The 26,189-nt window shown below is 68.0% G+C and carries 31 protein-coding genes; all 31 read right to left on the bottom strand.

Annotation, left to right across the window (positions count from 1 at the left end):
- Window positions 1-39: 39 nt before the first annotated feature.
- Window positions 40-693: an adenylate kinase gene (locus tag ACIBMZ_RS02310; RefSeq protein ID WP_117226242.1), complete on the bottom strand. Its 654-nt coding sequence runs from the start codon at window positions 691-693 to the stop codon at window positions 40-42.
- On the bottom strand, window positions 694-2,019 hold the full coding sequence (gene secY, locus ACIBMZ_RS02305) for a preprotein translocase subunit SecY (RefSeq protein ID WP_396690265.1): 1,326 nt from the start codon (window positions 2,017-2,019) through the stop codon (window positions 694-696).
- Between the two features lie 233 nt (window positions 2,020-2,252).
- Window positions 2,253-2,696 carry a 50S ribosomal protein L15 gene (gene rplO, locus ACIBMZ_RS02300; RefSeq protein WP_396690263.1) on the bottom strand — a complete coding sequence of 148 codons (444 nt, stop codon included), beginning with the start codon at window positions 2,694-2,696 and terminating at the stop codon, window positions 2,253-2,255.
- On the bottom strand, window positions 2,696-2,878 hold the full coding sequence (gene rpmD / locus ACIBMZ_RS02295; protein WP_117226245.1) for a 50S ribosomal protein L30: 183 nt from the start codon (window positions 2,876-2,878) through the stop codon (window positions 2,696-2,698). The genes rplO and rpmD overlap by 1 nt, the downstream gene beginning before the upstream one ends.
- Window positions 2,878-3,492, bottom strand: a complete 615-nt coding sequence (gene rpsE, locus ACIBMZ_RS02290; protein ID WP_093403623.1) for a 30S ribosomal protein S5 — start codon at window positions 3,490-3,492, stop codon at window positions 2,878-2,880. The genes rpmD and rpsE overlap by 1 nt, the downstream gene beginning before the upstream one ends.
- A gap of 34 nt (window positions 3,493-3,526) precedes the next feature.
- Window positions 3,527-3,916, bottom strand: a complete 390-nt coding sequence (gene rplR, locus ACIBMZ_RS02285; protein ID WP_396690260.1) for a 50S ribosomal protein L18 — start codon at window positions 3,914-3,916, stop codon at window positions 3,527-3,529.
- A 67-nt stretch (window positions 3,917-3,983) separates the two neighbouring features.
- On the bottom strand, window positions 3,984-4,526 hold the full coding sequence (rplF, locus tag ACIBMZ_RS02280) for a 50S ribosomal protein L6 (RefSeq protein ID WP_203997226.1): 543 nt from the start codon (window positions 4,524-4,526) through the stop codon (window positions 3,984-3,986).
- A gap of 16 nt (window positions 4,527-4,542) precedes the next feature.
- A complete protein-coding gene (gene rpsH / locus ACIBMZ_RS02275) occupies window positions 4,543-4,950 on the bottom strand; it encodes a 30S ribosomal protein S8 (protein WP_093403619.1) in 408 nt (135 codons plus the stop codon).
- Window positions 4,951-5,046: 96 nt separating this feature from the next.
- Entirely contained in the window at window positions 5,047-5,232 is a 186-nt protein-coding gene (locus tag ACIBMZ_RS02270; protein WP_007073023.1) for a type Z 30S ribosomal protein S14, read from the bottom strand.
- Between the two features lies 1 nt (window position 5,233).
- Window positions 5,234-5,803 (bottom strand): 50S ribosomal protein L5, encoded by a 570-nt coding sequence (gene rplE / locus ACIBMZ_RS02265; RefSeq protein WP_350692874.1) that lies wholly within the window; start codon window positions 5,801-5,803, stop codon window positions 5,234-5,236.
- The gene (rplX, locus tag ACIBMZ_RS02260; RefSeq protein WP_350692876.1) at window positions 5,803-6,123 is read right to left on the bottom strand and encodes a 50S ribosomal protein L24; all 321 of its coding nucleotides are present in this window, start codon (window positions 6,121-6,123) and stop codon (window positions 5,803-5,805) included. Before rplX ends, rplE begins: the two co-directional genes overlap by 1 nt.
- Window positions 6,120-6,488: a 50S ribosomal protein L14 gene (gene rplN / locus ACIBMZ_RS02255; RefSeq protein ID WP_023358185.1), complete on the bottom strand. Its 369-nt coding sequence runs from the start codon at window positions 6,486-6,488 to the stop codon at window positions 6,120-6,122. Before rplN ends, rplX begins: the two co-directional genes overlap by 4 nt.
- A gap of 96 nt (window positions 6,489-6,584) precedes the next feature.
- Window positions 6,585-6,863, bottom strand: coding sequence for a 30S ribosomal protein S17 (gene rpsQ / locus ACIBMZ_RS02250; RefSeq protein WP_396690256.1), 279 nt, complete (start codon window positions 6,861-6,863; stop codon window positions 6,585-6,587).
- Entirely contained in the window at window positions 6,860-7,096 is a 237-nt protein-coding gene (rpmC, locus tag ACIBMZ_RS02245; protein WP_007073028.1) for a 50S ribosomal protein L29, read from the bottom strand. The genes rpsQ and rpmC overlap by 4 nt, the downstream gene beginning before the upstream one ends.
- Window positions 7,096-7,521, bottom strand: a complete 426-nt coding sequence (gene rplP, locus ACIBMZ_RS02240) for a 50S ribosomal protein L16 (RefSeq protein WP_007465292.1) — start codon at window positions 7,519-7,521, stop codon at window positions 7,096-7,098. The genes rpmC and rplP overlap by 1 nt, the downstream gene beginning before the upstream one ends.
- Window positions 7,522-7,524: 3 nt before the next feature.
- On the bottom strand, window positions 7,525-8,379 hold the full coding sequence (gene rpsC, locus ACIBMZ_RS02235; RefSeq protein ID WP_131052671.1) for a 30S ribosomal protein S3: 855 nt from the start codon (window positions 8,377-8,379) through the stop codon (window positions 7,525-7,527).
- Window positions 8,379-8,834, bottom strand: coding sequence for a 50S ribosomal protein L22 (gene rplV / locus ACIBMZ_RS02230; RefSeq protein ID WP_350692880.1), 456 nt, complete (start codon window positions 8,832-8,834; stop codon window positions 8,379-8,381). Before rplV ends, rpsC begins: the two co-directional genes overlap by 1 nt.
- 40 nt (window positions 8,835-8,874) lie before the next feature.
- Complete coding sequence (gene rpsS, locus ACIBMZ_RS02225) at window positions 8,875-9,156, bottom strand: 30S ribosomal protein S19 (RefSeq protein ID WP_067359615.1); 282 nt, start codon at window positions 9,154-9,156, stop codon at window positions 8,875-8,877.
- Between the two features lie 12 nt (window positions 9,157-9,168).
- Entirely contained in the window at window positions 9,169-10,008 is an 840-nt protein-coding gene (gene rplB / locus ACIBMZ_RS02220; RefSeq protein WP_117226254.1) for a 50S ribosomal protein L2, read from the bottom strand.
- Window positions 10,009-10,020: 12 nt separating this feature from the next.
- Complete coding sequence (gene rplW, locus ACIBMZ_RS02215; protein ID WP_093403611.1) at window positions 10,021-10,323, bottom strand: 50S ribosomal protein L23; 303 nt, start codon at window positions 10,321-10,323, stop codon at window positions 10,021-10,023.
- Window positions 10,320-10,970, bottom strand: coding sequence for a 50S ribosomal protein L4 (rplD, locus tag ACIBMZ_RS02210; protein ID WP_396690252.1), 651 nt, complete (start codon window positions 10,968-10,970; stop codon window positions 10,320-10,322). The genes rplW and rplD overlap by 4 nt, the downstream gene beginning before the upstream one ends.
- The gene (rplC, locus tag ACIBMZ_RS02205) at window positions 10,967-11,632 is read right to left on the bottom strand and encodes a 50S ribosomal protein L3 (protein ID WP_396690251.1); all 666 of its coding nucleotides are present in this window, start codon (window positions 11,630-11,632) and stop codon (window positions 10,967-10,969) included. The genes rplD and rplC overlap by 4 nt, the downstream gene beginning before the upstream one ends.
- 11 nt (window positions 11,633-11,643) lie before the next feature.
- Window positions 11,644-11,952: a 30S ribosomal protein S10 gene (rpsJ, locus tag ACIBMZ_RS02200; protein ID WP_007073037.1), complete on the bottom strand. Its 309-nt coding sequence runs from the start codon at window positions 11,950-11,952 to the stop codon at window positions 11,644-11,646.
- A 350-nt stretch (window positions 11,953-12,302) separates the two neighbouring features.
- Window positions 12,303-13,496: an elongation factor Tu gene (tuf, locus tag ACIBMZ_RS02195; RefSeq protein ID WP_111215579.1), complete on the bottom strand. Its 1,194-nt coding sequence runs from the start codon at window positions 13,494-13,496 to the stop codon at window positions 12,303-12,305.
- A 212-nt stretch (window positions 13,497-13,708) separates the two neighbouring features.
- The gene (gene fusA / locus ACIBMZ_RS02190) at window positions 13,709-15,805 is read right to left on the bottom strand and encodes an elongation factor G (RefSeq protein ID WP_396690249.1); all 2,097 of its coding nucleotides are present in this window, start codon (window positions 15,803-15,805) and stop codon (window positions 13,709-13,711) included.
- Between the two features lie 75 nt (window positions 15,806-15,880).
- The gene (rpsG, locus tag ACIBMZ_RS02185) at window positions 15,881-16,351 is read right to left on the bottom strand and encodes a 30S ribosomal protein S7 (protein ID WP_091650217.1); all 471 of its coding nucleotides are present in this window, start codon (window positions 16,349-16,351) and stop codon (window positions 15,881-15,883) included.
- A gap of 1 nt (window position 16,352) precedes the next feature.
- Window positions 16,353-16,727: a 30S ribosomal protein S12 gene (gene rpsL, locus ACIBMZ_RS02180; protein WP_014440718.1), complete on the bottom strand. Its 375-nt coding sequence runs from the start codon at window positions 16,725-16,727 to the stop codon at window positions 16,353-16,355.
- 513 nt (window positions 16,728-17,240) lie between these two features.
- Complete coding sequence (locus tag ACIBMZ_RS02175) at window positions 17,241-17,615, bottom strand: hypothetical protein (RefSeq protein WP_396690965.1); 375 nt, start codon at window positions 17,613-17,615, stop codon at window positions 17,241-17,243.
- Window positions 17,616-18,256: 641 nt separating this feature from the next.
- Window positions 18,257-18,622 carry a hypothetical protein gene (locus tag ACIBMZ_RS02170; RefSeq protein WP_396690246.1) on the bottom strand — a complete coding sequence of 122 codons (366 nt, stop codon included), beginning with the start codon at window positions 18,620-18,622 and terminating at the stop codon, window positions 18,257-18,259.
- Between the two features lie 102 nt (window positions 18,623-18,724).
- The gene (locus ACIBMZ_RS02165) at window positions 18,725-22,612 is read right to left on the bottom strand and encodes a DNA-directed RNA polymerase subunit beta' (RefSeq protein ID WP_396690962.1); all 3,888 of its coding nucleotides are present in this window, start codon (window positions 22,610-22,612) and stop codon (window positions 18,725-18,727) included.
- Window positions 22,613-22,715: 103 nt separating this feature from the next.
- Window positions 22,716-26,147, bottom strand: coding sequence for a DNA-directed RNA polymerase subunit beta (locus ACIBMZ_RS02160; RefSeq protein WP_396690244.1), 3,432 nt, complete (start codon window positions 26,145-26,147; stop codon window positions 22,716-22,718).
- Window positions 26,148-26,189 lie beyond the last annotated feature (42 nt).

Genomic DNA, 26,189 nt, shown 5'->3' with positions numbered 1-26,189 from the left:
CGCTGTTCGCACTCTATCCGGCCGGCGACTACGCCGATCTCAGCCGCCGTAGGACCGCAGGGCGTCGATCGCGCGGACCGTGACGTCCTCCACCGGACCGGTGGCGTCGATCCCGACCAGCTTGCCCTGGGCACCGTAGTAGTCCACCAGCGGCGCGGTCTTCTCCGCGTACTCGCGCAGGCGAGCGGCGATCGTCTCCGGCTTGTCGTCGTCGCGCTGGAACAGCTCGGCACCGCACCGGTCGCAGATGCCGTCCCGACTGGTCGGGTCGAACTCGACGTGCCAGATCTTGCCGCAGCCCCGGCAGGTACGCCGGCCGGAGAGCCGGCGGATCACCTCGTCGTCGTCGACGACCAGCTCCAGGACGACGTCCAGCGCGGTGCCGAGGTCGGCCAGGAGCTTGTCCAGCGCGGCGGCCTGCGGAGTGGTCCGCGGGAAGCCGTCGAGCAGGAAGCCCTCGGACGCGTCCGGCTCGGCGAGACGATCCCGCACCATGTTGATGGTGACCTCGTCCGGCACCAACTTGCCGGCGTCCATGTAGCGCTTGGCCTCGACCCCGAGCGGGGTGCCCTGCGACACGTTGGCGCGGAAGATGTCACCGGTCGAGATCTTCGGCACGGAGACGTGCGCGGCGATGAACTCCGCCTGCGTTCCCTTGCCCGCCCCGGGTGGGCCAACCAGAACCAGTCTCATCTACCGCAGGAACCCTTCGTAGTTCCGCTGCATCAGTTGGCTCTCGATCTGCTTGCTGGTCTCCAGAGCCACACCGACCATGATCAGTACAGCGGTACCGCCGAACGGGAAGTTGAGGTACTGCTGCCGGTCCAGCCAGATGAAGAAGAAGTTCGGCAGGATCGAGATGATCGCGAGGTACAGCGCCCCCGGCAGCGTGATCCGGCTCAGGATGAAGTCCAGGTAGTCGGCGGTCGGCTTGCCGGGGCGGATGCCCGGCACGAAGCCGCCGTACTTCTTCATGTTGTCCGCGACCTCGGTCGGGTTGAACGTGATCGACACGTAGAAGTACGTGAAGAAGATGATCAGCAGGAAGTAGACCGAGATGTAGATCGGGCTGGTCGGGTCGACCAGGTTGTTCTGGATCCACGCCTGCGTCTGACCCGGGTCGTTCTGGTCGAAGAACTGCAGCGCCAACTGCGGCAGGTAGAGCAGCGACGAGCCGAAGATGACCGGGATGACACCCGCCTGGTTGACCTTCAACGGGATGTAGGTCGACGTGCCGCCGTACATCCGCCGGCCGATCATGCGCTTGGCGTACTGCACCGGGATCCGGCGCTGCGCCTGCTCGATGAAGGTGACCGCGGTGATGACCACCAGGACCAGGGCGATGACGAGGAAGAACTTGGCCCAGCCCTGGCTCTCCTTGATCCGCCAGCCCTCGCTGGGGAGGCGGGCGGCGATCGAGGTGAAGATCAGCACCGACATGCCGTTGCCGACGCCACGGTCGGTGATCAGCTCGCCCAGCCACATGACCACACCGGTACCGGCGGTCATCGTCATCACCAGGATGGACAGGGTCAGCCAGTCCGGGATGCCGGTGCCCTCGGGGATGATCGGGAACTGGTCGCACTGGTTGTTGAAGAGCTGTCCGGAGCGGGCCAGTGCCACGAACGCGGACGCCTGCAGGACACCCAGCCCCAGGGTCAGGTAGCGGGTGTACTGGGTGATCTTCGCCTGGCCGGCCTGGCCCTCCTTGCGGAGCTGCTCGAGCCGCGGGATCACCACTGTCAGAAGCTGCAAGATGATCGACGCGGTGATGTAGGGCATGATGCCCAACGCGAAGACCGAGAGCTGGAGCAGCGCACCACCGGAGAAGAGGTCGAGCAGGTTCAGGACCCCGGTCGAGCCGTCGATGGTGTCGAGGCACTGCTGGACGTTGCCGTACGACACGCCTGGGCTGGGCAGCGTCGCGCCGAGCCGGTAGATCGCGATGATGCCTACTGTGAACAGCAGCTTCTTGCGCAGGTCAGGCGTACGGAACGCACTGAGAAAGGCGGACAGCAACTTCTTCCTCCTGCGCGAGGCGGGCCGCCGGTCGTCCCTGGCGGTTTGGGGTGGGTGCCGGGCAGGTGCCCGATATCCATGGCTGGGAAGGGACTCTAACAGCCCGATCCCCGTCCGGGCAGATGTGCCCGGCTACATAAACCGAATCCGATGTTACCGGGCGCACAGGCCCTGTGGAGACCATGGCGCCCGCCAGCTTCGATCAACTGGCGGGCGCCATCGCTCGTACCTGCTTACAGCTCGGTGGCCGAACCACCGGCGGCAGCGATCTTCTCCTTGGCCGACGCGCTGAACGCGTGCGCCGAGACCTGGAGCGACACGTTGCCGAGGTCCCCGGTGCCGAGGACCTTGACCGGGTGACCCTTGCGGACCGCACCGGCCTCGACCAGCTCGGCCGGGCCGACCTGACCACCGTTGGGGAACAGTTCGGCCAGGCGGTCCAGGTTGACCACCTGGAAGACCACCTTGAACTTGTTCTTGAAGCCCTTCAGCTTCGGCAGGCGCATGTGGATGGGCATCTGCCCACCCTCGAACGCCGCCGGGATGTTCTTCCGGGCCTTCGAACCCTTGGTACCGCGACCGGCGGTCTTGCCCTTGGAGCCCTCACCGCGACCCACCCGGGTCTTCGCGGTCTTGGCCCCCGGCGCCGGGCGCAGGTGATGGACCTTGATCGTCATTACTCGACCTCCTCGACCTTCACGAGGTGGCTCACCTTGAAGATCATGCCGCGAATCTCGGGCCGGTCCTCCTTGACCACCACGTCGTTGATCCGCTTGAGACCGAGCGACCGCAGCGACTCACGCTGGTTGTGCTTGGTCCCGATGTCGGACCGGAGCTGGGTGACCTTCAGACGTGCCATCAGGAGGCCACCTCCGCCCGCGAGGCGAGCATGGCGGCCGGAGCGACGTCCTCCACCGGCAGGCCCCGACGCGCCGCGACAGCCTCCGGGGACTCCAGCCCCTTCAGGGCCGCCACGGTGGCGTGCACGATGTTGATCGGGTTCGACGAGCCGAGGCTCTTGGAGAGCACGTCGTGGATGCCCGCGCACTCCAGCACGGCACGGACCGGACCACCGGCGATGACACCCGTACCGGCCGAGGCCGGCTTGAGCAGCACCACACCGGCGGCGTCCTCGCCCGTGACCGGGTGCGGGATCGAGGAACCGATCCGCGGCACCTTGAAGAAGTGCTTCTTGGCCTCCTCGACACCCTTGGCGATCGCCGCGGGCACCTCCTTGGCCTTTCCGTAGCCCACGCCCACGGTGCCGTCGCCGTCGCCGACGATCACGAGGGCGGTGAAGCTGAAGCGACGACCACCCTTCACGACCTTGGCGACGCGGTTGATCGCGACGACCCGCTCGAGGTGCGGGGTCTTCTCGGCGGGCGCGTTTCCGCGGCCGCCCTCACGGCGGTTGTCGCGGCGACCACCCTCGTTGCCACCGGACCCGCCGCCACGGCGCTGTTGACCTGGCATCAGCAGCCTTCCTTCTCTCTCGTGACGGGGATTGTCAGAACTCGAGCCCGGCTTCGCGGGCGGCGTCGGCAAGCGCGGCGACCCGCCCCGCGTACCGGTTGCCACCGCGGTCGAAGACGACCTTGGAGACGCCGGCGGCCTTGGCCCGCTCGGCGAGCAGGGAGCCGACCTTGCCGGCCAGGGCGCTCTTGTCGCCCTCGGTACCGCGCACCGAGGCGTCCAGCGTCGAGGCCGACGCCAGGGTGTGCCCCTTGGTGTCGTCCACGATCTGGGCCACGATGTGCCGCAGCGAACGGGTGACCACCAGGCGCGGACGCTCGGCGGTGCCACTGACGTGCTTGCGGACCCGGAAGTGCCGACGCGCACGCCCGACGGCACGCTTGGCGGCGACGCCGCGGCGGCGCTTGAGCAGCGTGGCGCTCACTTCTTACCTGCCTTTCTCACGGCCTCGCGGCCGGCGGATGACCTCGCCCTGGTGTCAGCGAACGCGGTCACTTCTTGCCCGCCTTACCAGCCTTGCGACGGATGACCTCGCCCTGGTACTTCACGCCCTTGCCCTTGTAGGGCTCCGGCGGGCGAATCTTCCGGATGTTGGCGGCGACCTCACCGACGAGCTGCTTGTCGATACCGGCCACGTGGAACAGCGTCGGCCGCTCCACCGTGAAGGTGATGCCCTCGGGCGCCTGCACCTGCACCGGGTGCGAGAACCCGAGTGCGAACTCCAGGTCCTTGCCCTTGGCGGTGACCCGGTAACCGGTGCCGGCGATCTCCAGGCTCTTGCGGTAGCCCTCGGTGACCCCGACGATCATGTTGGCGACCAGGGTACGGCTCAGGCCGTGCAGTTCCTTGGCCTTGCGCTCGTCGTTCGGGCGGTTGACGCTCAGTTGCCCGTCCTCGGCCCGCTCGATCGTGATCGGCGCGGCCAGGGTGTGCGACAGCTCGCCCTTGGGGCCCTTGACCTTGACGGTCTGGCCGTCGATCGTCACGTCGACGCCGGAGGGCACCGGGATCGACTTACGTCCAATTCGCGACATTTCTACCTGTCTCCCGTTACCAGACGAAGGCGAGGACTTCCCCGCCAACGCTCCGCTTGCGGGCCTGCCGGTCGGTGAGCAGCCCCTGGGACGTCGAAATGATCGCCACGCCCAGCCCACCGAGCACCCGCGGGAGCCCGTCCGACTTGGCGTACACCCGCAGACCGGGCTTGGAGACGCGCTTGATACCGGCCAGGCTCCGCTCCCGGTTCTGGCCGTACTTCAGCTCGACGACCAGTCGCTTGCCGACGGCGCCCTCTTCGGGCTCCTCGACCGCCCAGGTGGCGATGTAACCCTCGGACTTGAGGACCTCGGCGATGTTGGCCTTGATCTTCGAGTAGGGCATCGTCACCCGGTCGTGGTACGCCTGGTTGGCGTTACGCAGACGCGTGAGCATGTCTGCGATCGGGTCGGTCATCGTCATGAAAACTCGTCAACCTTTCTCGCCGGGGTTCCCGCGACTCGCGCAGGCCTACGGCGAAGAGACAGTCCAGCAGATGCGCCGAAGCGCGCCGGGCTATTACCAGGAAGCCTTGGACACGCCGGGCAGCTCACCGCGGTGGGCCATCTCCCGGATGCACACCCGGCAGAGACCGAACTTGCGGTAGACCGCCTTGGGACGCCCGCACCGCTGGCAGCGGGTGTACGCGCGAACCGAGAACTTCGGCTTCGCGGCCGCCTTGAGGATCAGCGCCTTCTTGGCCATCTCAGTTCTCCTTGAACGGGAAGCCCAGGAGCTTCAGCAGCGCCCGGCCCTCGTCGTCGGTCGTGGCGGTGGTCACCACCGTGATGTCCATGCCCCGCTGGCGATCGATCTTGTCCTGGTCGATCTCGTGGAACACCGACTGCTCGGTCAGACCGAACGTGTAGTTGCCGTGCCCGTCGAGCTTGCGCCCGTCCAGGCCGCGGAAGTCACGGATACGCGGCAGCGCGATGGAGAGCAGCCGGTCCAGGAACTCCCACATCCGGTCGCCGCGCAGGGTCACCTTCGCGCCGATCGGCATGCCCTCGCGGAGCTTGAACTGCGCGATGGACTTCGTCGCCCGCCGGACCTGCGGCTTCTGGCCGGTGATGGTGGCCAGGTCGCGGACCGCGCCGTCGATGAGCTTGGCGTCCCGAGCGGCCTCGCCGACACCCATGTTCACGACGATCTTGACCAGTCGCGGCACCTGCATCGGGTTGCCGTACTCGTGCTGCTCGCGCAGTTGGGCCACGATCTCGTTGCGGTACCGCTCCTTGAGGCGCGGCATGGTCTTGGTTTCGGTAGCCGTGGTCATCACAGGTCCTTACCAGTGCTACGCGCGACGCGGACCTTCTGGCCGTTGTCGTCGATCCGGTAACCGACGCGGGTCGGCTTGCCGTCGGAGTCCACGACCATCACGTTCGAGACGTGGATCGGGGCCTCCTGAGTGACGATGCCACCGGTCTTGGCGCCACGCTGAGTGGTGCTGATGCGGGTGTGCTTCTTGACCCGGTTCACGCCCTCGACCAGGACCTTGTCCTGCCGCGGGTAGGCCGCGATGACCTTGCCCTTGGCACCCTTGTCCTTGCCGGCGATGACGACGACCGTGTCGCCCTTCTTGACCTTCACGGTCACAACACCTCCGGCGCGAGAGAAATGATCTTCATGAACCGCTTGTCCCGCAGCTCACGACCGACCGGGCCGAAAATACGGGTACCGCGCGGGTCCCCACCGTCCTTGATGATGACGGCGGCGTTCTCGTCGAAGCGGATGTACGACCCGTCCGGCCGCCGCCGCTCCTTGGCGGTACGGACGATGACGGCCTTGACCACGTCGCCCTTCTTGACACCGGCACCCGGGATCGCGTCCTTGACGGTCGCCACGATGACGTCGCCGATGCTCGCGTAGCGCCGACCGGAGCCACCGAGAACCCGGATGCACAGGATCTCCCGGGCACCCGTGTTGTCGGCGACGCGCAGTCGCGACTCCTGCTGAATCACGTCTATCTCCTATGTCTGCCGGTTCTCCGGCCGCCGGGGCGGCCGGAGCCTGGCGGAACCTGCGCCCGACCGATCTCGGCCGAGCTCGAGCCTTCGCTACTTGGCCTTCTCGAGGATCTCCACGATTCGCCACCGCTTGGTGGCGGACAGCGGCCGGGTCTCCATGATCAGGACGCGGTCGCCGATACCGGCGGAGTTCTGCTCGTCGTGGACCTTCAGCTTGCTGGTACGGCGCATGATCTTGCCGTACAGCGCGTGCTTGACCCGGTCCTCGACCTCGACCACGACGGTCTTGTCCATCTTGTCGCTGACCACGAGGCCCTCGCGGACCTTCCGGCGGCCACGCTGCTGGGTGGCGGTCGTGTTCTCGCTCATGAAGCAGTCACCTCAGTCGGCGCGGCCGAGAGCCCCAGCTCGCGCTCACGCATGATCGTGTAGATCCGGGCGATCTCCCGACGGATGACCTGCAACCGCCGGTTGTTGTCCAGCTGACCGGTCGCGGCCTGCACGCGGAGGTTGAACAGCTCCGCCTTGGCCTCACGCAGCTTCGTGACCAGCTCCTCCTCGGAGAGCTCACGCAGCTCGGAGGCCTTAACGCCCGCTGCCATCAGGATTCACCCACTTCGCGCGTCACAATTCGGCACTTCATCGGGAGCTTGTGGATCGCGCGGCGCATCGCCTCTCGCGCGATCTGCTCGTTGGGGAAGGACATCTCGAAGAGGACCCGCCCCGGCTTGACGTTGGCGACCCACCACTCCGGCGAACCCTTACCGGAACCCATCCGGGTTTCGGCCGGCTTCTTGGTGAGGGCCTGGTCCGGGAAGATGGTGATCCAGACCTTGCCGCCACGCTTGATGTGGCGGGTCATCGCGATACGCGCCGACTCGATCTGCCGGTTGGTCACGTACGCCGGCTCGAGAGCCTGGATCCCGAACTCGCCGAACACCACCCGGTTGCCGCCCTTGGACGCGCCACTGCGGTCCGGGTGGTGCGGCTTGCGGAAGCCCTTCGGGGGCTTGCGCGGCATCAGCATCTGTCAGCCCTCCTGCTGCGTTTCTGCCGCGGCGGCGACGGCGGACGCGTCCACCGGCTCGCCACTCGGCGTCTCGGCCTGCTGCGCGACGGTCGTCGCGGCAGCGCGGCCGGCCTCGGTGCCACCGGAGGTCGTGCCGGACGAACCGGACCGACCACGACGCGGCCGCTCGGGGCGGTCACCGCGCTCCCGGCGCGGGCGCGACGGAGCCTCGGTCGGGGTCTCCCGACCCGGCACCGCGTCACCCTTGTAGATCCAGACCTTCACGCCGATGCGGCCGAAGGTGGTACGGGCCTCGAAGAAGCCGTACTCGATGTTGGCCCGCAGCGTGTGCAGCGGAACCCGACCCTCGCGGTAGAACTCCGTGCGGCTCATCTCGGCGCCACCGAGGCGGCCCGAGACCTGCACCCGGATGCCCTTGCACATCGGGTTCTTCATCGCCGACTGCATCGCCTTGCGCATCGCCCGGCGGAAGCTGACCCGGCTGGAGAGCTGCTCGGCGACGCCCTGGGCGACCAGCTGCGCGTCCGACTCGGGGTTCTTCACCTCGATGATGTTGAGCTGCACCTGCTTGCCGGTGAGCTTCTCGAGCTCGCCGCGGATCCGGTCGGCCTCCGCACCCTTACGGCCGATGACGATGCCCGGCCGGGCGGTGTGGATGTCGACGCGGACCCGGTCGCGGGTGCGCTCGATGTCGACCTTGGAAATGCCGGCGCGCTCCAGGCCCTTGGACATCATCCGGCGGATCTTGACGTCCTCGCCGATGTAGTCCTTGTAGAGCTTGTCCGCGAACCAGCGGGACTTCCAGTCGGTCGAGATGCCGAGCCGGAACCCGTGCGGGTGAACCTTCTGACCCATTACTCGGCGCCCTCCGTGTTGCTCTGCGTCTCGGCCGGCTCGGTCTGCTTGGCCGGGGCCGACTTCTTCGCCGACTTCTTCGGCGCGGCCGGCGCGACCGCCTCGACCGCCACCGTGATGTGGCAGGTGCGCTTGCGGATCCGGTACGCCCGGCCCTGGGCCCGCGGCTGGAACCGCTTCATGGTCGGGCCCTCGTCCACGAACGCCTCGCTGACGAGCAACGCGTCGGGGTCCAGCCGCTCGTTGTTCTCCGCGTTGGCGATCGCGCTCGCGAGCACCTTGTACACCTGCTCGCTCGCCGCCTGCGGCGCGAACTGCAGCACCGTGAGCGCCTCCTTCGCGGGCAGGCCGCGGACGAGGTTGACCACCCGGCGCGCCTTCATCGGCGAGATGCGCACGTGTCGCGCAATCGCCCGCGCGCCCGGAAGCACCGGAGCGTCGCCCTTTCCTGGCATCGCTGTAACCCCTTGATCCTCTATCCGTATGCCCGCGGCGTCAGCGCCGGCGGCTCTTCCGGTCGTCCTTCTCGTGACCCTTGAACGTGCGGGTCAACGCGAACTCGCCGAGCTTGTGCCCGACCATCGCCTCGGTCACGAACACGGGGACGTGCTTACGTCCGTCGTGCACCGCGATCGTGTGCCCGAGCATGTCCGGGATGATCGTGGAGCGGCGCGACCAGGTCTTGATGACGTTCTTCGAGCCCTTCTCGTTCTGCGTCTCCACCTTCTTGAGCAGGTGGTCGTCGATGAACGGGCCCTTCTTCAGGCTGCGAGGCATGTCTTATCTCCCTCAGCCGCGCTTACGCGTGGCGTAGCGGCGGCGGACGATCAGCCGGTCACTCGGCTGGCCCTTACGACGGGTGCGGCCCTCGGGCTTACCCTGCGGGTTGACCGGGTGGCGACCACCGGAGGTCTTGCCCTCGCCACCACCGTGCGGGTGGTCGACCGGGTTCATGGCCACACCACGGACGGTCGGGCGCTTGCCCTTCCAGCGCATCCGGCCGGCCTTGCCCCAGTTGATGTTTGACTGGTCGGCGTTGCCGATCTCGCCGACGCTGGCGCGGCAGCGCACGTCGACGCGGCGGATCTCACCCGACGGCATACGCAGGGTCGCGTACGCGCCCTCACGGCCGAGGAGCTGGATGCCGACGCCGGCCGAGCGGGCCAGCTTGGCGCCGCCACCCGGACGCAGCTCCACGTTGTGGATCGTGGTACCGACCGGGATGTTGCGCAGCGGGAGGTTGTTGCCGGGCTTGATGTCCGCGCCCGGGCCCGACTCCACCGCGTCGCCCTGCTTCAGGTCCTTCGGCGCGAGGATGTACCGCTTCTCGCCGTCGGCGTAGTGCAACAGCGCGATCCGCGCCGTGCGGTTGGGGTCGTACTCGATGTGCGCGACCTTGGCCGGCACGCCGTCCTTGTCGACCCGCTTGAAGTCGATCAGCCGGTACTGGCGCTTGTGGCCGCCGCCCTGGTGCCGGGCGGTGATCCGCCCGTGGGCGTTCCGGCCGCCCTTCTTCGGCAGCGGGGCCAACAGCGACTTCTCGGGCGTCGACCGGGTGATCTCGGCGAAGTCGGCGACGCTCGAGCCACGCCGGCCCGGCGTCGTCGGCTTGTACTTACGGATAGCCATTGTCTACACCCCTCAGCTGACCGGGCCGCCGAAGGCCTCGATGCGGTCTCCCTCAGCCAGCTTCACCATCGCCCGCTTGGTGTCCTTGCGCTTGCCGAACCCGGTACGGGTCCGCTTGCGCTTGCCCTCGCGATTGAGCGTGTTGACCGTCAGGACGCGGACGTTGAAGATCTGCTCGATGGCGATCTTGATCGCGGTCTTGTTCGCGTCCGGGTGCACCAGGAAGGTGTACCAGTTCCGGTTCAGCTCGCTGTAGCTCTTCTCCGAGACGACCGGCGCCACGATGATGTCGCGCGGGTCGGCGATCGTGCTCACTTGCCACCCTCCTCGGTGGTCTCGGCGGGAACGCCCAGGAACTCGTCCAGGGCCTCCTTGGTGAAGACCACGTCGTCGGCCACCAACACGTCGTACGTGTTGAGCTGGCCGGCCTCGATCAGGTGCACCCGCGACTCGTTGCGCAGCGACACCCAGTTCAGCTCGTCGGTGCTGCTCAGCACGACCAGCACCCGACGGGCCTCGGTCAGCTTGGCGAGCGTGGCCAGCGCGGCCTTCGTCGACGGCTTCTCGCCCGAGACGAACGCCTCGACGACGTGCACCTGTCCGGCGCGCGCCCGGTCGGAGAGGGCGCCACGCAGCGCGGCGGCCTTCATCTTCTTCGGGGTGCGCTGGCTGTAGTCGCGCGGCACCGGGCCGTGCACCACGCCACCGCCGGCGAACTGCGGCGCCCGGATCGAGCCCTGACGGGCCCGACCGGTGCCCTTCTGCTTGTACGGCTTCTTGCCGCCGCCGGCGACCTCACCGCGGGTCTTGGTCTTGTGGGTGCCCTGCCGGGCCGCCGCCAGCTGCGCCACCACGACCTGGTGCATCAGCGGGACGTTGGCCTGCACGTCGAAGATGTCGGCGGGCAGCTCGACCGAGCCGCTCTTGGCGCCTTCGGTGTTCAGGACGTCAACGGTGGTCACTTGGCCACACCGCCCTTCTTCGCCTTGGTCTTGGCCGCGGTGCGGACCAGGACCAGCGCGCCCTTCGGGCCGGGGATGGCGCCGCGGACGAGCAGGAGGTTGTTCTCGGTGTCGACCGCCTGGACGGTCAGGTTCTGCACGGTGTAGCGCACGCCACCCATGCGGCCCGCCATCCGGGTGCCCTTGAAGACGCGACCCGGGGTGGCGCAGGCGCCGATGGAGCCCGGGGAGCGGTGCTTGCGCTCGACACCGTGGCTGGCGCGCAGACCGTGGAAGCCGTGCCGCTTCATCGGGCCGGCGTAGCCCTTGCCCTTGGTCTTGCCGGTGACGTCGATGGAGACGCCGACCGGGAACTCCTCGACCGTGATCTCCTGGCCGAGCGAGTAGTCGCCGGCGTCGGCGGTGCGCAGCTCGACGATGTGCCGGCGCGGCGCCACGTCGGCCTTGGCGTAGTGCCCGCGGAGCGGCTTCTTGGCCTTGCGCGGGTCGATCGTCCCGTACGCCAGCTGGACCGCGGAGTAACCGTCCTTGTCGGCGTCACGAACCTGGGTGATGACGCAGGGGCCGGCCTGAACCACGGTCACCGGGACAACCTTGTTGTTGTCCCAGACCTGGGTCATGCCGAGCTTCGCGCCCAGGATCCCCTTAACTTGCCTGTCCATGTGTCCGGTCCCTACAGCTTGATCTCGATGTCGACGCCAGCCGGCAGGTCGAGGCGCATGAGCGAGTCGACCGTCTTCGGGGTCGGGTCGATGATGTCGATCAGCCGCTTGTGCGTACGCATCTCGAAGTGCTCGCGCGAGTCCTTGTACTTGTGCGGCGAGCGGATGACGCAGAAACGGTTGATCTCCGTGGGCAGCGGCACCGGGCCAGCGACCTGCGCCCCGGTACGCGTCACCGTCTCGACGATCTTCCGCGCCGAGGAGTCGACGACCTCGTGGTCATAGGCCTTGAGCCGGATGCGGATCTTCTGTCCCGCCATGGTGGCTTCTGTTCCTTCTCTCGATGCCGCTGTGTTGCGGGTGCCTGTACCGGCTGGTACAGGCCCTCTTCGCCCACCCCCGCGGTCGGGCGTGTCGCGCCCTGTGGCCAGGCTCCGCCCCGAGATTCCGGAGCGATCCTGACCGCGGTGGGTCCAGGCGCCGATCGCGCTACCCGCGACCTGAACGCCGCGCGAGGGTGGTTGGCGGCCGGGCCGCCAACCACCCCACGCCCGACTGTTCTGCCTACCCGGAGGTTCGGCGTGAGCCGAACACAGGCAGCGAACTGTCGTTACGCAACCTGACTAGTATGCCGCACGACCGGCGGCGGGTCTAATCGGGGTTACCCAGCTCACTTGATGATCTTGGTGACGCGACCCGCGCCGACCGTACGGCCACCCTCCCGGATCGCGAACTTGAGGTTGTCCTCCATCGCGATGGGCTGGATCAGCTTCACGGTCATCGTGGTGTTGTCGCCAGGCATGACCATCTCGGTGCCCTCGGGGAGGGTGACGACACCGGTGACGTCCGTGGTCCGGAAGTAGAACTGCGGACGGTAGTTCTGGAAGAACGGGGTGTGCCGGCCACCCTCCTCCTTGGAGAGGATGTAGACGGTCGCCTCGAACTCCGTGTGCGGGGTGCTGGTGCCCGGCTTGACGACCACCATGCCGCGCTCGACGTCCTCGCGCTTGATGCCGCGCAGCAGCAGACCGACGTTCTCGCCCGCGCGGGCCTCGTCGAGCAGCTTGCGGAACATCTCGATGCCGGTGCAGGTGGTCTTCATCGACTTCTCACGGATGCCGACGATCTCCACCTCCTCGTTCGGCTTGAGGATGCCGCGCTCCGCGCGACCGGTGACGACCGTGCCACGACCGGTGATCGTGAAGACGTCCTCGATCGGCATCAGGAACGGCTTCTCGGTCTCGCGCTCCGGCTGCGGGATCGCGGTGTCGACGGCGTTCATCAGCTCCAGGAGCCGGCCGGTCCACTCCGGGTCGCCCTCGAGCGCCTTGAGCGCCGAGACCCGCACGACCGGCAGGTCGTCACCCGGGTACTCCTGCGCCGAGAGCAGCTCACGGACCTCGAGCTCGACGAGCTCCAGCAGCTCCTCGTCGTCGACCATGTCGCTCTTGTTGAGCGCCACGACGATGTACGGCACGCCGACCTGGCGGGCCAGCAGCACGTGCTCGCGGGTCTGCGGCATCGGGCCGTCGGTCGCCGCGACCACCAGGATCGCGCCGTCCATCTGGGCGGCACCGGTGATCATGTTCTTGATGTAGTCGGCGTGACCGGGGCAGTCGACGTGCGCGTAGTGCCGCGCCTCGGTCTGGTACTCGACGTGCGCGATCGAGATCGTGATGCCGCGGGCCTTCTCCTCCGGCGCCTTGTCGATCTCGTCGAACGGCGTGTACGGGTTCAGGTCCGGGTACTGGTCGTGCAGGACCTTGGTGATGGCCGCCGTCAGCGTCGTCTTACCGTGGTCGATGTGACCAATGGTGCCGATGTTGACGTGCGGCTTAGTCCGCTCGAACTTCGCCTTCGCCACTGGTGTCCTCCTGTGGACTTCTTGGTTCGTTCGCCCCGGTGCGCCAGGTCGGCGCTTAGGACTCTGTCGACAGCCTTTCCGACCTGACGGCCGGAGAGCTTTGTGGGTTCTGCGGCGATGAAGCCTACAGGCCCGGAATTCACACAATCCGACCGAGGTGGTCGCAGTCGGGGAATCCTCCCGCGACCACCCCGGATCAGCTCAGGTGAGCGTCACTCACCCGTCGCCTTGGCGATGATCTCCTTGGCGACCGAGGCCGGAACCTCGGCGTAGGAGTCGAACTGCATGCTGTAGCTAGCCCGGCCCTGGGTCTTCGACCGCAGGTCGCCGACGTAGCCGAACATCTCCGACAACGGCACCAGAGCACGGACGACGCGGGCGCCGCTGCGCTCCTCCATCGCCTGAATGATGCCGCGGCGGGAGTTGAGGTCGCCGATGACGTCACCCATGTTCTCCTCGGGAGTGGTGACCTCAACAGCCATCATCGGCTCGAGCAGTGCGGGGTCGGCCTTGCGGGCCGCCTCCTTCATCACCATCGAGCCGGCGATCTTGAACGCCATTTCCGACGAGTCGACCTCGTGGTACTGGCCGTCCAGCAGCGTGAGCTTGATGCCCACCAGCGGGAAGCCGGCGAGGATGCCGTACTGCATGGCGTCCTGCGCACCCGCGTCCACCGACGGGATGAACTCCCGGGGGATGCGGCCACCGGTGACGCCGTTGGCGAACTCGTAGGTCGGGGCGTCGTTGCCCAGCGGCAGCGGCTCCAGGCTGATGATCACCCGGGCGTACTGGCCGGAACCACCGGTCTGCTTCTTGTGGGTGTACTCGACCTTGTCCACCTTGCGGCGGATGGTCTCGCGGTACGCCACCTGCGGCTTACCGATGTTCGCCTCGACGTTGAACTCGCGGCGCATCCGGTCGACCAGGATGTCCAGGTGCAGCTCACCCATGCCGGAGATGACCGTCTGACCGGTCTGGTCGTCCAGCTTGACGCGGAAGGTCGGGTCCTCCTCGGCCAGCCGCTGGATCGCGGTGCTGAGCTTCTCCTGGTCGGCCTTGGTCTTCGGCTCGATGGCGACCTCGATGACCGGCTCCGGGAAGGTCATCGACTCCAGGATGACCGGGTTCGCCGGGTCGCACAGCGTGTCACCGGTGGTGGTCTGCTTCAGACCCTGCACCGCGATGATGTCGCCGGCCTGGGCCGAGCTGCGCTCTTCCCGCTTGTTGGCGTGCATCTGGTAGATCTTGCCGATCCGCTCCTTGCGGTCCTTGGTGGAGTTGACCACCTGGGAGCCGGACTCGAGCGTGCCGGAGTAGATCCGCACGTAGGTGAGCTTGCCGAGGTGCTTGTCCGTCTGGATCTTGAAGGCCAGACCGGAGAACGGCTCGGACACCGACGGCTTGCGCTGCATCGGGGTCTCACCGTCGGTCGCGGTGCCCTCGATCGCCGGGATGTCCAGCGGCGACGGCAGGTACGCGACGACCGCGTCCAGCATCGGCTGGATGCCCTTGTTCTTGAAGGCGGTGCCGGTGAGGACCGGGTTGGCCTTGCCGCCGATGGTGGCCCGACGGATGGCGGCCTTGATCTCCTCGACGGAGATCTCCTCGCCCTCCAGGTACTTCTCCATCACCGAGTCGTCGACGTCGGCCAGGGTCTCCATCAGCTTCTCGCGCCACTCGGCGGCGGAGTCGGCCAGCTCGGCCGGGATCTCCTCGACCGCGTAGTCCTCACCCTTCTGGGTCTCGCCACGCCAGGTGAGGGCGCGCATCTCGACCAGGTCGACCACGCCGATGAAGTCGCTCTCGGCGCCGATCGGGATCTGAAGCACCAGCGGGGTGGCGTTCAGCCGGTCGATCATCATCTGCACGCAGCGGAAGAAGTCCGCGCCGGTCCGGTCCAGCTTGTTGACGAAACACATCCGGGGGACGTTGTACTTGTCCGCCTGACGCCAGACGTTCTCCGTCTGCGGCTCCACGCCGGCCACGCCGTCGTAGACCGCGACCGCACCGTCCAGGACACGCAGCGACCGCTCCACCTCGACCGTGAAGTCGACGTGGCCGGGCGTGTCGATGATCTGGATCGTGTGGCCCTTCCACTCGCACTTCGTGGCGGCGGAGGTGATGGTGATACCGCGCTCCTGCTCCTGCTCCATCCAGTCCATGACGGCAGCGCCCTCGTGGACCTCACCGATCTTGTACGTGATACCGGTGTAGAACAGGATTCGCTCGGTGGTAGTGGTCTTACCGGCATCGATGTGCGCCATGATGCCGATATTGCGTACGTTGGCGAGCGCGTCTGCGGCGGCCACTTCAATCCCTACTTATCGTCGTCTCGACACAACTGGTGGTGGTCCCGGCACCGGTTGGGCGCCGGGACCAGGCTGTTACCAGCGGTAGTGCGCGAAGGCCTTGTTGGACTCCGCCATCTTGTGCGTGTCCTCGCGCCGCTTGACGGCGGCACCGAGGCCGTTGCTCGCGTCCAGCAGCTCGTTCATCAGCCGCTCGACCATGGTCTTCTCGCGCCGGGCGCGGGAGTACGTGACCAGCCAGCGCAGGCCCAGCGTGGTCGCCCGGGCCGGACGGACCTCGACCGGCACCTGGTAGGTGGCGCCACCGACACGGCGGCTGCGCACCTCGAGGGTCGGCTTGACGTTGTCCATCGCCCGCTTGAGGGTGACGACCGGGTCGGTGCCGGACTTCTCCCGGCAGCCCTCCAGTGCCGCGTACACCACGCGCTCGGCGAGCTGACGCTTGCCCCGCAGCAGGATCTTGTTCACCAGCTGGGTGACCAGCGGCGAGTTGTACACCGGGTCAGCGACCAGCGGCCGCCGCGGAGCGGGTCCCTTACGCGGCATGTCAGCTCTTCTCCTTCTTCGCGCCGTAACGGCTGCGCGCCTGCTTGCGGTTGCGGACACCCTGGGTGTCCAGCGAGCCGCGGACAATCTTGTAACGCACGCCGGGGAGGTCCTTCACACGACCACCGCGGACGAGCACGATCGAGTGCTCCTGCAGGTTGTGGCCGACGCCCGGGATGTAGGCGGTCACCTCGATCTGGCTGCTGAGCTTGACACGAGCGACCTTGCGCAGCGCCGAGTTCGGCTTCTTCGGGGTGGTGGTGTACACGCGAGTGCACACGCCGCGCCGCTGAGGGGATCCCTTCAGCGCCGGGGTCTTGGTCTTACTCGTCTTGGCCTGGCGGCCCTTGCGGACCAGCTGCTGGATCGTGGGCACCGGGTTTCTCCGCTCCCTTCGGCCGCTCACGCGACCGCGCTTCGCTTAACCGGCCTGATGAACCGGCTCTCCTACATTCCGACCAGGGCCACCTCGCGGTGGTCCCGGCACCCGCGGTCGGGCGTGTCGCCCGCTCACGGTTCCCCGGTTCCGACGCTCGCGCGGAGGCTCCGGGTTGTGTCACCGGCACGCGGGTCACCGCCCGCCGGGTCTTCTGGCTCAGTCGTGCCGCTGTTCGGATACCGGATTCCGGATCCTGCGCACGCACGAGTTGCCCGGGCAAGCCCGGGCACAAGGGGAAAGAGTACCTACCACAGCCGTGCAGGTCAAAACGGAAGACCCGCCGGACTTCTCACTGCTCGCCGGCTGAATCCGTCATGCCTGACAGTTGTGATGGGCACCTACGGAGACAAGTGTACCGGCTCCGCCGGAAACCGGACCGATAGCCCCTGGGCGGGCCCGGTCGGTATCCGGCGGCCGGTTCACCCACCCGCCACGAACGTGGATCGCGTCTCAGGTGAGGGTCAGCAGCAACGCCAGTCCCAGGCCCGACAGACAGAGGAGAAGACCCGCGCCACCACAACTGATCCCGGCGATCGCCACGCCACGGCCGGTGAACCGGACCGCCGGCGGAGCGGCCGGGCGGCGGATCTGTCGTACGCCGAGCAGGCCGGCCACCACGGCACCGGCACCGGTCAGGCTGCCCAGCACGGCGAAGGCACCGGCGGCCCAGGCTCCCCCGCCCGTGCCGCCGCCGACCGCACCGATGCAGATGGTCAGGAACGAGATCAGGATCGAGGTGATGCCGGCCACCAGCGATCCGACCGCCAGTCCCGACGTGACCGGGGGTACGTCCAGGTGCACGGTCGCGAACGGGGTGCCGGGCACCGGCTCCACCCGCTTGGGCGGCCGGGGCCGGTCCTGTGGTGGCGGCACGGCCGCCGGGCCACCCCAGCCCGATCCGGACCCGCCTGGAACCGGCGGCGCACCGAATCCCGGGCCACCGGGCGGCGGTCCCGGCGGCGGCGAGTTGTGCGGCGGACCGACACCGGGCGGCCCAGAAGGCGCGGTGAAGCCCGGCGGCGCAGAAGCCGGGCTGAACCCGGGCGGCCCGGACGGCGGACCGAAGCCGGGCGGCGCAGAAGGCGGACCGAAGCCGGGCGGCCCAGAAGCCGGGCTGAACCCGGGCGGCCCGGACGGCGGGCCAAAGCCGGGCGGCGCGGAGGGTGGACCGAAGCCGGGCGGTGCACTGTGCGGCGGGGCGTAGGCCGACGCGTACCCGGACGGGGGCGGCGGGGTGGCGGACTCCGGCGCGTACCCGGGCCCTGGCTGCTCCCCCGGTTCCGTCCCGGCCGCGTCGTCCGGGCGCCCGGAAGTGGGCTGGGCGGACTCGCCGCCCTCGGGGCGCGCCGGTTCCGTCACGGGATCTCCTCCTCATCGGCCGTCCACCGCGGTGCGGGACGGACACCGTCAGGCTACCGCCGTGGGTCGGCCCTCCGTGCCCGGCGCGAGGCCCCGTCAGGTCGGGGTCAGTCGACGGTGGGGGCGAAGTCCTGCCCGTAGGGCGCCTCGGCGAGCCGGACCACCCCGATCACCAGCAGCGCCACCACGCTCGCCGCGACCAGGACCAACCCCGTCCAGGCCAGCCGTTCGCCGCGACGCAGCCAGGCCGCGCCGGTCAGGAAGCCGCCCGAGGCGTACGCCTCCCGGCGTGCCTGCCGCGCCAGATGCAGCGCAATCGTCGCGGGGACCACCCCGCCCAGCAGCAGGCCGGTCATCGCCCCCATCAGCCCGAGCGCGAACACGGCGCGGGCCTTGGTCGCCCGGACCGGATCGGGGTCGAGCGGATGACGTGGCGCCGACGCGGTCGGCGCCGGTCCGGGTGCGATCGTCATGAGCACATGATGCCTGTCCGCGCCGGACCCCGCGCCACAGCGGCGGGTACGGACACGAGGAGGCCCCCGGCGGATGCCGGGGGCCTCCCACGTCACACGGTCCTAGCGGTACGACCCGAAGTCGAAGTCGTCCAGCGGAACCGCCTGGCCACTGGCCGGCCCGAAACCGTAGTCGGTCTCCGGGTAGCCGGTCATCGAGTAGACCTTGGCCTTCGCCTCCTCGGTCGGCTCGACCCGGACGTTGCGGTACTTGCTGATGCCGGTACCGGCCGGGATGAGCTTACCGATGATCACGTTCTCCTTGAGACCGATCAGCGAGTCGCTGCGGGCGTGGATCGCCGCGTCGGTCAGCACCCGGGTGGTCTCCTGGAAGGAGGCCGCCGAGAGCCAGGAGTCGGTGGCCAGCGAGGCCTTGGTGATACCCATCAGCACCGGACGTCCGGCTGCGGGCTCGCCGCCCTCGCCGACGAGCCGGCGGTTCTCCGACTCGAACAGCGCCCGGTCGACCAGCACACCCGGCAGGAACTCGGTCGAGCCGGAGTCGATGACCGTCACCCGCTTGAGCATCTGGCGGATGATGATCTCGATGTGCTTGTCGTGGATGAGCACACCCTGCGAGCGGTAGACCTCCTGGACCTCCTGGGTCAGGTGGACCTGGACCGCACGCGGGCCGAGGATGCGCAGCAGCTCGTGCGGGTCGATGGTGCCCTCGGTGAGCTTCTCGCCGACCTCGACGTGGTCGCCGTCGTGCGCCCGCAGCCGGACCCGCTTCGAGATCTTGTCGTACACGATCTCGTCGCTGCCGTCGTCCGGGATCACGACGATCTTGCGCGACCGCTCGCCGTCCTCGATCCGGATCCGGCCGGGGGTGTCGGCGATCGGCGCCTTGCCCTTCGGAATCCGGGCCTCGAAGATCTCCTGCACACGCGGCAGACCCTGAGTGATGTCCTCACCCGCGACACCACCGGTGTGGAAGGTACGCATCGTCAGCTGGGTACCCGGCTCACCGATGGACTGGGCGGCGATGATGCCGACCGCCTCACCGACGTCCACGATCTTGCCGGTCGGCAGCGAGCGGCCGTAGCACGCACCGCAGACGCCCAGCTTCGACTCGCAGGTGAGCACGCTGCGGACCCGGACACCGTCCACCCCGGCGGCGACGATCTTGTCGACCAGGATCGAGTTGATGTCCGCGCCACGCACGGCGACGACGGTGCCGTCCGGCCCCTTGATGTCGTCGGCGAGGGTACGGGCGTGCACGCTCGTCTCGGCGTGCTCGTGCACCACCAGCCGGCCGTCGAGCTGCTGACCGACCTGCATCGGGATGGCCCGGTCGGTGCCGCAGTCCTCCTCGCGGATGATGACGTCCTGCGAGACGTCCACCAGACGCCGGGTCAGGTAACCCGAGTCGGCGGTACGCAGGGCGGTGTCCGCGAGACCCTTACGGGCACCGTGCGTGGAGATGAAGTACTCCAGCACGGACAGACCCTCCCGGTAGCTGGCCTTGATCGGCCGCGGGATGATCTCGCCCTTGGGGTTGGCCACCAGACCACGGATCGCCGCGATCTGCCGGAGCTGGAGCAGGTTACCGCGAGCACCCGAGTTGATCATCTTCCACAGCGGGTTCTCCTGCGGCAGCGCGGTGTCCATCTCCTTGGCGACCTCGTTGGTCGCCTTGGTCCAGATCTCGATGAGCTCGCCGCGACGCTCCTCGGCGGTCATCAGACCACGCTGGTACTGCTTGTCGATCCGGTCGGCTTCCTTCTCGTACCGCTCCAGGATCTCCCGCTTGCGCGGCGGAGCGATGACGTCCTCCATGCCGATGGTCACGCCGGACCAGGTGGCCCAGTGGAAACCGGCCTCCTTGAGCCCGTCCAGGGTGGCCGCCAGGGCCACCTTCGGGAACCGCTCGGCGAGGTCGTTGACGATCGCGGAGAGCTGACCCTTGCGGATCTCGTAGTTCACGAACCGGTAGCCCTGCGGCAGGGTCTCGTTGAACAGCACCCGGCCGAGCGTGGTCTCCACGCTCAGCGGCTCACCGGGAACCCAGCCCTCGGGCGCGGTCCACGGCTGCCCACCGGCGCCGTTGTCCACCTCGACCACGTCCCGCAGCCGGATCTTGACCGGCGCCTGCAGGTGCAGCTCGCCGTTGTCGTACGCCATCCGCGCCTCGGCGTCCGAGCTGAACGCCCGGCCCTCCCCGCGCTCACCGGTGGTGAGGTGGGTCAGGTGGTAGAGCCCGATGACCATGTCCTGGGTGGGCATGGTGACCGGCTTGCCGTCGGCCGGCTTGAGGATGTTGTTCGACGACAGCATCAGGATCCGCGCCTCGGCCTGGGCCTCGGCGGACAGCGGCACGTGCACCGCCATCTGGTCACCGTCGAAGTCGGCGTTGAACGCGGTGCAGACCAGCGGGTGGATCTGGATGGCCTTGCCCTCGACCAACTGCGGCTCGAAGGCCTGGATGCCGAGTCGGTGCAGGGTGGGCGCCCGGTTGAGCAGCACCGGGTGCTCGCCGATGACCTCTTCCAGCACGTCCCACACGACCGGGCGCTGCCGCTCGACCATCCGCTTGGCGGACTTGATGTTCTGCGCGTGGTTGAGGTCGACCAGCCGCTTCATCACGAACGGCTTGAACAGCTCCAGCGCCATCTGCTTGGGCAGACCACACTGGTGCAGCTTGAGCTTCGGGCCGACCACGATGACCGAACGGCCGGAGTAGTCGACGCGCTTGCCCAGCAGGTTCTGACGGAACCGACCCTGCTTGCCCTTGAGCATGTCGGACAGCGACTTCAGCGGACGGTTACCCGGGCCGGTGACCGGCCGGCCGCGGCGGCCGTTGTCGAACAGCGCGTCGACGGCCTCCTGCAGCATCCGCTTCTCGTTGTTGACGATGATCTCGGGCGCACCGAGGTCGATCAGCCGCTTGAGCCGGTTGTTCCGGTTGATCACGCGGCGGTACAGGTCGTTCAGGTCGCTGGTCGCGAAGCGGCCACCGTCGAGCTGCACCATCGGGCGCAGGTCCGGCGGGATGACCGGTACGCAGTCGAGCACCATGCCGAGCGGCGAGTTGCGGGTGTTCTGGAACGCCGCGACGACCTTGAGCCGCTTGAGCGCCCGGATCTTCCGCTGACCCTTACCGGTGCGGATGGTCTCCCGCAGGTTCTCCGCCTCGGCCTCAAGGTCCATGTTCTGCACCAGGGCCTTGATCGCCTCGGCGCCCATGCCCCCGGTGAAGTACTCGCCGAACCGGTCGCGCAGCTCACGGTAGAGCAACTCGTCGGTGACCAACTGCTTCGAGTCCAGCTTGCGGAAGGTGTCCAGCACCTCGTCCAGGCGGTCGATCTCGCGCTGGGCCCGGTCGCGGATCTGGCGCATCTCGCGCTCTCCGCCCTCCTTGACCTTGCGCCGGACGTCCGCCTTCGCGCCCTCCGCCTCCAGCTCGGCCAGGTCGGCCTCGAGCTTGGCGGCCCGCTTCTCGATCTCCGAGTCGCGGCTGTTCTCCGACTGCCGCTTCTCGGCCAGGATCTCGTTCTCGATGGTCGAGAGGTCGCGGTGACGCGCTTCGGCGTCGACGCTCGTCACGACGTACGAGGCGAAGTAAATGATCTTCTCGAGGTCCTTCGGGGCGAGGTCCAGCAGGTAACCCAGCCGGCTCGGCACGCCCTTGAAGTACCAGATGTGGGTCACCGGCGCGGCGAGCTCGATGTGGCCCATCCGCTCACGGCGGACCTTCGAGCGGGTCACCTCGACGCCGCAGCGCTCACAGATGATGCCCTTGAACCGGACCCGCTTGTACTTGCCGCAGTAGCACTCCCAGTCCCGCTGCGGACCGAAGATCTTCTCGCAGAAGAGCCCGTCCTTCTCCGGCTTGAGGGTGCGGTAGTTGATCGTCTCGGGCTTCTTGACCTCGCCGTGCGACCACTGACGGATGTCGTCGGCGGTCGCCAGCCCAATTCGCAACTCGTCGAAAAAGTTGACGTCGAGCACGTTCAATTCCCTCACACGTCGCTTGTTGCGTTAGCAGCTGACCGGGTCTGGGCTCGGGGCGGGGCGGCCTCCGGAGAGAACGCCCCGCCACCGAGGCCCAACGTCACACTTCCTCGACCGAGCTCGGCTCGCGCCGGGAAAGGTCGATACCCAGCTCCTCCGCGGCCCGGAAGACCTCGTCGTCGGTCTCGCGCATCTCCAGGGCCACGCCGTCGCTGGAGAGCACCTCGACGTTGAGGCACAGCGACTGCAGCTCCTTGAGCAGCACCTTGAACGACTCCGGGATGCCCGGCTCGGGGATGTTCTCGCCCTTGACGATCGCCTCGTAGACCTTGACCCGGCCCAGGACGTCGTCGGACTTGATCGTCAGCAGCTCCTGCAGGGCGTACGCGGCACCGTAGGCCTGCATCGCCCAGCACTCCATCTCACCGAAGCGCTGGCCACCGAACTGCGCCTTACCACCCAGCGGCTGCTGCGTGATCATCGAGTACGGACCGGTCGACCGAGCGTGGATCTTGTCGTCGACCAGGTGGTTGAGCTTCAGGATGTAGATGTAGCCGACCGCGATCGGGTCCGGCAGCGGCTCGCCGGAGCGACCGTCGAACAACTGCGCCTTACCGGTGGCGCCGATCAGCTGCTTGCCGTCCCGGTTGGGCAGGGTCGACGCGAGCAGACCGGAGATCTCCTCCTCGCGGGCACCGTCGAAGACCGGCGTGGCCACGTTGGTGTCCGGCTCGGACTCGTCCGCACCGATCCCTTGGAGCTGACGCTTCCACTCCGCGTCGTCGCCGTCGACCTTCCAACCGGTCTTGGCCACCCAGCCCAGGTGGGTCTCCAGCACCTGGCCGATGTTCATCCGGCTCGGCACACCCAGCGGGTTGAGCACGATGTCGACCGGGGTGCCGTCCTCCAGGAACGGCATGTCCTCGACCGGCAGGATCTTGGAGATGACGCCCTTGTTGCCGTGCCGGCCGGCGAGCTTGTCGCCGTCCTGGATCTTCCGCTTCTGGGCGACGTAGACCCGGACCAACTCGTTGACGCCCGGCGGCAGCTCGTCGCCGTCCTCGCGGGAGAAGGTACGCACGCCGATGACCGTGCCGGTCTCACCGTGCGGCACCTTCAGCGAGGTGTCCCGGACCTCACGCGCCTTCTCACCGAAGATCGCGCGGAGCAGCCGCTCCTCCGGGGTCAGCTCGGTCTCGCCCTTCGGCGTGACCTTGCCGACCAGGATGTCGCCGGGGACGACCTCCGCACCGATCCGGATGATGCCGCGCTCGTCGAGGTCGGCGAGCATCTCCTCGCTGACGTTCGGGATGTCGCGGGTGATCTCCTCCGGGCCGAGCTTGGTGTCCCGCGCGTCGACCTCGTGCTCCTCGATGTGGATCGAGGTGAGCACGTCCTGCTGCACGAGGCGCTGCGACAGGATGATCGCGTCCTCGTAGTTGTGACCCTCCCAGCACATGAACGCCACGAGCAGGTTGCGCCCGAGCGCCATCTCGCCCTCGTCGGTGCACGGCCCGTCGGCGACGACCTGGCCGGCCTCGACCCGGTCACCCTCGAAGACCACCGGCTTCTGGTTGACGCAGGAGCCGGCGTTGGAGCGGCGGAACTTGTGCAGCAGGTACGTCCGGCGGTGGCCGTCGTCCTGGTGGACGGTGATGTAGTCGGCGCACAGGTCCTCGACCACGCCACCGACCTCGGCCACCACCACGTCACCGGCGTCGACCGCGGCGCGGTACTCCATGCCGGTGCCGACCAGCGGCGACTCCGCCTTGACCAGCGGCACCGCCTGACGCTGCATGTTGGCGCCCATCAGGGCCCGGTTCGCGTCGTCGTGCTCCAGGAACGGGATCATCGCGGTCGCGACCGAGGTCATCTGCCGCGGCGACACGTCCATGTAGTCCACCGCGCCGGGCGCGACGTCCTCGGTCTCGCCGCCCTTACGGCGGACCAGGACGCGGTCCTCGGCGAACGTGCCGTCGGCCCGCAGCGGCGCGTTGGCCTGCGCCTTGACGAACCGGTCCTCCTCGTCCGCGGTCAGGTAGTCGATCTGGTCGGTGACCCGACCGTCGACGACCTTCCGGTACGGCGTCTCGATGAAGCCGAACGGGTTGACCCGGGCGAAGGTGGACAGGGCGCCGATCAGACCGATGTTCGGGCCTTCCGGCGTCTCGATCGGGCACATCCGGCCGTAGTGGGACGGGTGCACGTCGCGGACCTCGAAGCCGGCCCGCTCCCGGGACAGACCACCCGGGCCGAGCGCGCTCAGCCGGCGCCGGTGGGTCAGGCCCGCCAGCGGGTTGGTCTGGTCCATGAACTGGGACAGCTGCGAGGTGCCGAAGAACTCCCGGATCGCGGCCACCACGGGACGGATGTTGATCAGGGTCTGCGGCGTGATCGCCTCGACGTCCTGAGTCGTCATCCGCTCGCGGACGACCCGCTCCATCCGGGAGAGGCCGACCCGAACCTGGTTCTGGATCAGCTCGCCCACGGTACGCAGGCGCCGGTTGCCGAAGTGGTCGATGTCGTCGGCCTCGTAGCCCTCCTCACCGGCGTGCAGCCGGCAGAGGTACTCCACGGTGGCGACGATGTCGTCCTCGGTCAGCGTGCCGGTGGTGATCGGCACGTCCACTTCGAGCTTCTTGTTGAACTTGTACCGACCGACCTTGGCGACGTCGTACCGCTTCGGGTTGAAGAAGAGGTTGTCGAGCAGGGTCTGGGCGTTCTCACGGGTCGGCGGCTCGCCAGGGCGCAGCTTCCGGTAGATGTCGAGTAGCGCCTCGTCCTGGCCGGCGATGTGGTCCTTCTCGAGCGTGGTCATCATCAGCTCGGACCAGCCGAACTTCTCACGGATCCGCTCGGCCGACCATCCGACGGCCTTGAGCAGCACCGTGACGGCCTGCCGACGCTTGCGGTCGATGCGTACGCCGACCGTGTCGCGCTTGTCGATGTCGAACTCCAGCCAGGCACCCCGGCTCGGGATGACCTTGACGCTGGAGAGGTCGCGGTCGGAGGTCTTGTCCGGCTGCTTGTCGAAGTAGACGCCCGGCGAGCGGACGAGCTGGCTGACCACGACGCGCTCGGTGCCGTTGATGATGAAGGTGCCCTTCGGCGTCATCATCGGGAAGTCACCCATGAACACCGTCTGGCTCTTGATCTCGCCGGTGGTGTTGTTGGTGAACTCCGCGGTCACGAAGAGCGGCGCGCAGTAGGTCAGGTCCTTCTCCTTGCACTCCTCGATCGAGGCCTTGACCTCGTCGAAGCGCGGTGCCGAGAAGGAAAGCGACATGGTGCCGGAAAAGTCCTCAATGGGACTGATCTCGTCGAGGATTTCCGCGAGACCCGAGCGTGCGTGCGGGTCGTCCGCCGACCGGCCCTGCCAACCCTCGTTGCCGACGAGCCAGTCGAAGGACTCGTTCTGAATGGCGAGGAGGTTGGGGACCTCGAGGTGTTCGGTGATCCGACCGAAGGAAACTCGGCGGGGAGCGAATGCGCTCGACGTACGACTGGTCTTCGCAGGGCGGGAAGCTGCCAAGATGCGTCCTTCCGAGGACCGGTGCTGCAGAACGGCTGGTAC

It is taken from the genome of Micromonospora sp. NPDC049900 (assembly GCF_044461025.1).
Taxonomy (GTDB): Bacteria; Actinomycetota; Actinomycetes; order Mycobacteriales; family Micromonosporaceae; genus Micromonospora.
The sequence above is the reverse complement of the archived record's forward strand: the minus strand, read 5'-3'. Positions and strand labels throughout refer to the sequence as shown.